Annotated in this window: 7 protein-coding genes and 1 pseudogene; all 8 read left to right on the top strand. The window is 37.6% G+C overall.

All coding sequences use genetic code 11. From position 1 onward, the window contains the following. Positions 1-247: 247 nt before the first annotated feature. On the top strand, positions 248-409 hold the full coding sequence (locus tag D7D25_RS17205) for an NVEALA domain-containing protein (protein ID WP_122970154.1): 162 nt from the start codon (positions 248-250) through the stop codon (positions 407-409). Positions 410-513: 104 nt separating this feature from the next. Continuing rightward, positions 514-1,572, top strand: a complete 1,059-nt coding sequence (locus D7D25_RS17200; RefSeq protein ID WP_122970153.1) for a BF3164 family lipoprotein — start codon at positions 514-516, stop codon at positions 1,570-1,572. Between the two features lie 144 nt (positions 1,573-1,716). Further along, complete coding sequence (locus D7D25_RS17195) at positions 1,717-2,724, top strand: BF3164 family lipoprotein (protein ID WP_122970152.1); 1,008 nt, start codon at positions 1,717-1,719, stop codon at positions 2,722-2,724. A 323-nt stretch (positions 2,725-3,047) separates the two neighbouring features. After that, positions 3,048-4,193: a 6-bladed beta-propeller gene (locus D7D25_RS17185; RefSeq protein WP_122970150.1), complete on the top strand. Its 1,146-nt coding sequence runs from the start codon at positions 3,048-3,050 to the stop codon at positions 4,191-4,193. Positions 4,194-4,471: 278 nt separating this feature from the next. Further along, positions 4,472-5,935, top strand: coding sequence for an O-antigen ligase family protein (locus tag D7D25_RS17180; protein WP_255417376.1), 1,464 nt, complete (start codon positions 4,472-4,474; stop codon positions 5,933-5,935). Then, positions 5,928-6,815: a signal peptidase I gene (gene lepB, locus D7D25_RS17175; RefSeq protein WP_122970148.1), complete on the top strand. Its 888-nt coding sequence runs from the start codon at positions 5,928-5,930 to the stop codon at positions 6,813-6,815. Before D7D25_RS17180 ends, lepB begins: the two co-directional genes overlap by 8 nt. A 19-nt stretch (positions 6,816-6,834) precedes the next feature. Continuing rightward, positions 6,835-7,248 (top strand): annotated as a pseudogene (locus tag D7D25_RS17170) (BF3164 family lipoprotein); the annotation flags it as partial. A gap of 81 nt (positions 7,249-7,329) precedes the next feature. Continuing rightward, positions 7,330-8,340 carry a 6-bladed beta-propeller gene (locus D7D25_RS17165; protein WP_122970146.1) on the top strand — a complete coding sequence of 337 codons (1,011 nt, stop codon included), beginning with the start codon at positions 7,330-7,332 and terminating at the stop codon, positions 8,338-8,340. The last annotated feature ends 39 nt before the right edge of the window (positions 8,341-8,379 follow it).

The following is an 8,379-nucleotide window of genomic DNA, read 5'->3' as shown; positions in this document are numbered from 1 at the left end:
TGAAGAACTAAACCCTGTTTTAATTTTCTATAAAGAAAAACAGGAATGAATATAAAATATCATATTGATTTTCAATGTATTATAAAAAGTGAGTTATAAGTGAGTCAAAAAATTGGTTTAAATTATGAACTTTGCCACCTTTGCGAAATGGACAAAATGAACTTATTGAAAATGAAGAAGCAAAAACTCCTTCTCCTTCGGAGGAAGGAACTATAAATAATCATATCATTCATTTAAATTTGTGTCGATGGAGAAAAGAGTTTTATCGGGGCTGTTCGCCCTTGCACTCCTCACAACCGCAGGTTTGGGAGTGAACAAAAGTTTGAAAAGTCATGCCGGATTAAGTGATTTGGCATTGGCAAATGTGGAGGCGTTGGTATTGCCTATTCGATATGGGGGTATCTTATAAAGGAAAAAGGATTTGGTAAGTTTAAGGCTAAGTAAAAGTTCTCTCTTGCAGTTATATGAAGAGAGATCTTTTTTAAAAATCTCTTATAATGTTTGAGGAGCAAGATGAAACATCACTTAATTTATTATGTAGTTTGGGTATTTCTTTTTTGTTCGTGTAACAAAAGCCACAAAAAAAAAATAATAAATGAATTTAAAGAGGAGAAAAATATAGAAAATGAAGCTATTAAACTTAAAAATGATTCTATATTTTCGATGGTTTTTGGAATGATTTGTCTGAACGATAATTTAATTGCTTATGATGTGGATAATATTTTTTTATTTTCTATTACTGACTTAAAAAAACATGAGATGCTGTCTAAATTTGGTAAATTGGGACAAGGACCAGAGGATATTTCGAGTTTACCCACAAGTGTTTCAATTGTAGACCAAACTAGCATTAGTTTTTTTGAATCCAATAAAAATATATTGTACACTATTAACTTAAAAGATCCGGTATCTCCCACGATTCAAAAAAATGAATTTTTAAAAGAATCAGAGGAAATGTTCATGAGTTTGTCTCCCATAAAATCGAATCTATTCATTGCCACTGGGACTTTCGCTAACGGAAGATATTTATTAATGAACAAAAATGGAGAAAAAATCTCTTATAATTTTGATTACCCTCACGTCCCCAATAAAGAAAACTTAACTAATGCTCATAAAGCAATGGCTTTTCAAGGCAAATTGATGGCAAGGCCTGACGGGGAAAGGTTCTTTTTTGCCTGTGAGGATTCTGAGATATTTGAAATCATAAAGATTGAGCAGGATAATAAATTGAATAAAATATATGAATTCCATGGGGAGTTAGCTCATTTTAAAGCTGAGGGAGATGGAATTACAACAATTGCATCCGCGATTGACCGAAATTCAAATACTAAATTTGTAGACGCATATGGTACTCAAAATTTCATATATCTTTTATATGCCAATAAAATTATTGGGAATGACATTTATAAATCTTATCTTGCAAATACCATCCTTGTTTTTGATTGGAATGGTAAAGCCATAAAAAAGTTGAATTTGGATACAGATCTCAGTAAAATAGCCGTGGATGAATTTGATAAAACTTTGTACGGAATTGATCCTAATAGTGAAACATATCTCGTTAAATTTCCACTCTAGCCCTATTCGCCCTCGCGCTTCTGGCAACCGCAGGTTTCGGAGTGCACAATAGTATGAAAAGTGATGTTTGTCTTACGAACTATAATCCATGTGCTTATTTTTTCACTTCTGTTGAGAGTTTTAACGGAACAATAAGATGATTATATGAGAAAAGTATATATTTGTTTACTATTGATATTGATTACGGCTTGTAAGAATCAAAGTGATATAAAAGTTGTATCATTACCTCAACCGAAGGTTATTACTCCTGAAGTGCTATCTGACGAACTTATTATGCAACCACCTCTTGAGATGAAGTCATATGGGGATTATCTGTTATTTACACAGCCAATGATGGGTAAATCGCTTTTATTTTATAACAGAAAAACAGCCCATCAATTTTATTGGGGGAAAATCGGTAGTGGTCCTGATGATTTTATGTCGGCTTCTTGCATTTATCATAACTATCATGATAGCGTGATAGAAATCTATGATACGAATCTGCGAAAAATGGTATCTTTTAAAACGCTTATCGAAAACGATTCAATTTCCTTAACCTCTAAAGAGAGATTTCAAGTCAATACAGATTCAATTTCAACTTTAGGACTCCATAAGATGGAGAACGGGTATTATGTAAGCCAAGCGTTATTTGGACACAAAAATATGTTTGTGCTGTTTGATAAAGATTTGAAAATCATTAAAACTTTTGGTGAAAAGCCGATAAAACAGATGCCTGATGCGAATTACTCCTATTTATACGGTTGGTTTGCCTCCAAAGGTAATAAATTGTATTTTGCTTCCCAGCCTACCGGCTATTTAGCTTGTTATGAGATAACTGATAAAGGTAGCGTCAAAAAAGAGTGGGATGCATTTTTCACTACCCCAAAATATGATACAACTCCTGCTTTCAATTGGGCAAGGGATAATCAGCAAGGTTTTTACGATATTCAATTGAGTAAGCAGTATCTTTTTCTTTCATTTAGCGGTAAATCTTTTGAGCAAGGAGACGTTTTTCCCCAAAGCATCGTTATACTTAAACACAATGGCGAATTACAGAAACATATAAAACTTGATGAAGACCATATATTGCTGAAGTTTACTTTGGAGGGTGACGACATTTATGCTGTTGGACTTGATCAAATGATAAAGTTTAACTGGAAGGAAGCGTTATAACGAATTGGAGATTCACCGTTGATTTTCAAACTTAAAGGAGCGAGGAAAAGTATTCACGATATCGGTTTAATATAGATATGGAGATAATAAGCCTGGATTGTGAGGATTTCATCGCAGCATTGGCACAACTTGAAGACGGCTGCGATGAGTGCCATCTGGATAATTATGGACGGGAACCAAGAACGGAAAGGTGCATGTTGGATTTAGGCGGCGGTATGTTTACAAGTAGTGTTAAAAGGATTTGTAAGATTACAGCTGACGCATCCCGCACTTGCACCCCTGTGGAATGCGGAGGCTATTTTTAAACTTGCTATTTTTTAGTCATGCATATAGTACGTTATTTATTGTGGATTGCGTTTGTGCCGGGTATTACATTTAGCTGTGTCAAGAAAGAAACAATAAGGCAAGAAGCGGATTTTTCATCCGTAAAAAGGATTGATGTCCCCCCCGACATCACCAGAGATGAGATTCAGGACATTATTGAATTGGATTCATATATTCCGTTATCAAACGAAACATTAGTCGGCCAAGTGGAAAAGACAATTATTCATGATGACCGTATTTGCATTCTTGACAACGAACCTAAAATTATCTGTTTTAACATGAAAGGAAAGGTGATGTTTAAGATTGACGACAGAGGTGCCGGGCCGACGGAATACCAAAACCTGAAAGATTTTGCCATTGATAGATATTCGGAAAGAATCATCGCCTTCGATGATGAAAAGAGAAAGTTGTCTTTTTATGATTTGAGAACAGGAAAATACTTATCAAGTATTCCAACACTATATATGGCTCCCACCGAAATGGGGTTTATTGACGGTGCGTTCTTTTTCAAAAACATGGACATGCGCTTTGATGTGCAAAAAGAACATCAGTTTTACCTGTTGCATTCAGAGAGCGGGAAGCAAATTGACACAATGTATCTTCCACACGATGCGGTCGCGGATTTTAATTTCGACATGAAATCTTTTTTTTACAACGAAGACAAATTGCTTTTCGTGCGCCCATTCGATAACATCGTTTACGCATTGCAAAAAGCGGGAATCAAAGCTGCATATGAAATAAATCTTCCTAATCGGCTGCCGATGAAAATGATTGAAGAAAAAATAAGGCACATCGAAATTCCAAACTCCGGTTACGCTTATGGAATAGGAGATGTGTATGTGGCAGGGAAAATACTGTATTTCACGTTTTCAAAGGATGGCTTTGTTGTCAGTACTTTTTTTGATCTGTCAACGAATACATTTTTGTATAACGGTAGTCGGGTTCTCGCAAACGCAAGGGAAAATCTTCCCGTCTATTCACTGATGAATGGGGTTTACGATGGAAAATTCTTTGCTCTGATACCCGCCTCATCGATCATTGAAAAAAGAACGGCACATCCGGAGTTTTTTCATGGAGAGTTATCAAAAATAAAGGAAGAGGATAACGATGTATTGGTCTTTTTTACGGTAAAAGATCTTCAATAATGGATGATCCGCCATCTCAAATCATCGTGAGCGGAAATATTGCATAGGTAAACTGATTGCATTAAGCATTTATTTCTCAACACACTTTTATGTATCCAAAGAATGAATTCAATATATCTATAGTCAGTGATATAACAATGCTGTTATTCGCGGGAATAGTATTTGCAACTTATCAATACGGGAAGAACCTTTCGCCGGAGTTCCTCCTGTTTTTTATTCAAATAGTGTTCCTTTGGTTCATTTTAAAGACCATATACCGGTTTTTCCCACAATGCAAAATGCTTGTATCAACTGGCCTGTTACTTTGGGGGTTGATTGAAGCCGCATGGGGATTGGGGCAGTTATATCATTATTTGCCAACAAAACACGTCTTGTTTAAAACCACGGGCTCTTTTTTCAATCCCGGGCCGTACGGCGGATTTGTTGCATTGATGTTCCCATTAGCCCTGCACTATTGGCTATTTTACAGGGATAAAAACAAACTGACCCGTTACCTTTTCCTTTTCGCCGGGGCGGTTTGCCTGATGGTGTTTCCCGCCACATTGAGCCGTGCGGGATGGATCGCGGCTATCGTGGGATGCCTGTTCGTACTCCTGTCAGACAAACGCGTTGTTGTAAAGTTACGCCTATTTTGGAAACGCCGCAGGAGACAGCGCATCCTTGGCGCAACCATTCTAAGTCTGTTTCTGTTTGTAGCTGCTTACGGCATTTACCATCTCAAAAAAGACTCTGCGGACGGACGCCTGTTCATGTGGAAGATCACCACATTGGCCATACGGGATTCCCCCATGAAGGGAACCGGGTTGGGCGGATTTCCCGCCGCTTACGCAAAAGCGCAAATAGAATATTTTAAAAGTGGAAGAGCAAATGAGACCGAGAAACTAGTGGCGGGAAGTCCGGAATATGCCTTCAACGAATATTTGCAGATATTCCTGGAACAAGGGCTGTTCGGGTTCATCCTGTTTCTTTTACTTTCATTCCTGATTATTAAATCGGGTATTCGAAACAAACAGATTGGAGCAACCGGAAGTTTCGTGGCCTTATCGGTATTCGCTTTTGCCTCCTATCCCTTTCAGTTGTGCCAGTTTCCGGTTGTTTGGGTATTGTTAGGGAGCATCTGCACAGCCGGATCAGGCAGTAAAAAAAACCGGACATCTCTTTACGGATCGAAAAAAACAGTCCTCTCCCTCCTGTTAGCGGGAACTTTATGTTTCGTTTCTGTGATGTGCGCTTCACGGCAAAAAGTGTTTTCCCAGGCAAAAAAAGAATGGAAGAAACTCCAACCCCTTTACACCGTGAAAGCATACGACAGCGTGACGGACGATTACGCGGCACTTTACCCTGTGCTGAATTACGAGCCGAAATTCGTTTTTGAGTACGGAATTGTGCTGAACGCAACCGGACAACGGGAAAAAGCCGACAGTGTCTTTGTCCGGGGCCTTGAAAAAAGTTCCGACCCGATGTTCTATAACGTGAAAGGACGTAATCACCACGAAATGGGGCAATACCACAAAGCTGAAAAATGTTATATAAACTCCACCTGGTTGTTACCTGAACGCATCTACCCCTACTATTTACTGACAAAACTATATGCCGACTCGGCCCATTATCAACCCGAAAAGATGCTTCGCGCGGCAAGCGCCGTGCTGGAGAAGGAACCAAAAGTACACTCCATGGCCATCAACGAAATGCGCGACGAAGTAAGAAAAATACTGAAAGAGAAAGGAGTAGCCCATGAATAAGTCAGGAAAAATAATATGTAAAACAGGCAGCATCCTTCTGAATCTGTTTTACTATGCCTCCATCGTTGTATTCGGCTTTGTCGTTCTCCGCATTTTCGTATTCGGCTCTTATAAAATACCGACGGATTCCATGGAACCTACCATTGTACCGGGCGATTATGTGCTGGTGAACAAGCTGGCTTACGGCGCCCGGTTGTTCGACCTGTTCAGCGCGGTGGAAGGGAAAGAAGTAAAAATCAAACGTATGCCGGGTTTTACCCGGATTAAAAATAACGATGTGGTTGTTTTTCATATCCCCCACCCCAACACATGGGACAAGATTGAGATGAACATGGCCAAATACTTTATTAAACGCTGTATAGGCATTCCGGGGGACACACTGTGTATTGTGAACGGCATCTATACCGTGAACTCCGACACGACGAAACGGTTGGGAAATTATCCGGGGCAACGGGCGTTGACTGATAAACCGATAGAGTCATTACCAAGAGGAGTATATAATACTTTTCCGTGGGATTCCGTGTTGAAGTGGAATATCAAGAATTTCGGCCCCCTCTATATACCCCGGAAAGGAGACAGTCTCATAATGGACAGGACAAATTGGTTGATCTACAAAAAGATCATCGAGTGGGAAAAAGGCTATTCACTTTCGTTTGAGAATGATACGTTGCGGGATAACGGAAAGCCTTTACAAACATATACTTTCAACCATGATTATTATTTTATGGGAGGCGATAAAGTGGAGAATTCACAAGACTCGCGTTATTGGGGATTGCTTCCCGACGACCTGATCGTCGGGAAAGCGTCACTGGTTTGGAAATCGGCGGATCCTCATTCAGGAGCATACAATTGGAATAGGTTCCTGAAACGGATCAGATAATACCTCTTTCAGTCCCGATGGAAAAAAACTAGCTGCTGCAACACAAAGCTTAGGAGTAATCTCTTTTTGTGAGATTACTAACCATAATAAGCTTTTTAAAAAAAAGGAGATAAAATATTTTCCTCCTATTTTCATGGTAATGGAAAGAGGGAATATAGCTTATGATAGAAAAAGTAAAATAGGATTTTGCGCATTGGATTCTGACGATAAACATGTTTATGCGCTATATTCCGGAAAAACTTTTGAGAAAGCGGGTATGGAAAGTCATTATTGTGAACATTTATTGGTCTATAATTGGGATGGAGTGCCAATTAAATATTATCATTTGGAAATTCCGTTATTCTCGATGAAATATGATAGGGATAATAATGCTATTTACGGAATAGGGTATAACCCTGAAGGCGTTTTTGTAGAATATCATTTAGATGATTGAAAGTTAAAAAGGGAATACAATGTAAACTGGCTACAGGGTCAAATTAAGTATGAAAAGTGAAACTAATTTTACGAAACTGATATGAATAAAAATATTTTTTATTTGATAATGATCGTTTTTTTTCTGCCATATGGCTGTAAAAATAAATCAATAAAGAATGATCCGGAAGAAACCACATCTATCCAGTTTGATATTCAAAGAGAGCTAAAAAGCATTCACGATATCGGTTTAATAAAAGATGTGGAGATAATAAGCCTTGATTGTGAGGAAGTCATCATTGGTAATATCGATGAAGTGGTTAAATTCGACACGATCATCTACCTGATGGATAAGACCCAAAATATGAGTATTTATATATTCAATCTTGAAGGTGGTTTGATTCATTCTATCTCCAATTTCGGAAATGGCCCAGCAGAATACATCCAACTGACGGATATGTTTGTCGATCCGGCGGATTCTTCCCTTAATATTGTAAGCAGGATAGATAAAAAATTATTTAAATATGACTTGAAAGGGGAAGAATTGCGGACAATAGGAAAAAATCCGAAATCTTTCACTTCCATGAGAAAAATGGACAAAGGATATTTGGCTTACATGGGTAATTATAGTGAAGACAGGACAAAACCATACAATTTATGGTTATTAAACGAAAATTTAAAAACCGTAGATCACTATTTTGAAATAGATAAAATATGGGAAGGCCAATATTCCACAGACGGTGCGGTTTTTTCCGCTTATAAAAACATGTACTACTATATTACCCCTAGGGATTACAATATCTATGTGATCGAAAACAACAAACTGACAACAAAATATAATTTCAATTTTGGCAAGTGGTCATTGCCGAAGATAAATGAAACCGATGTGGTCAATGAAAAAAGGTTATTTGAATTGAAAAATGAATATATATATCGTTTTTACAACTTTCAGGAAACGGAAAATCACCTTATTGTGAAATTATTACATAAAGGGCGATATCTATTAGGTGTTTATAATAAAAATAATAAACAAGCTAATATTGTGACATTAGATCCTTATGAAGGAAAATATTTTTTGGTTCTATATGAAATACTGTGGGTAATCGAATTTTAGTTTTCCGCAGATAAAATAAATCATGTTTATAAAGTTTCT

The sequence above is a fragment of the Proteiniphilum sp. X52 genome (assembly GCF_003712195.1).
In the GTDB taxonomy this organism is placed as follows: Bacteria; Bacteroidota; Bacteroidia; order Bacteroidales; family Dysgonomonadaceae; genus Proteiniphilum.
Note: the sequence above shows the minus strand (reverse complement) of the source record. Positions and strands in the feature narration are given on the sequence as shown.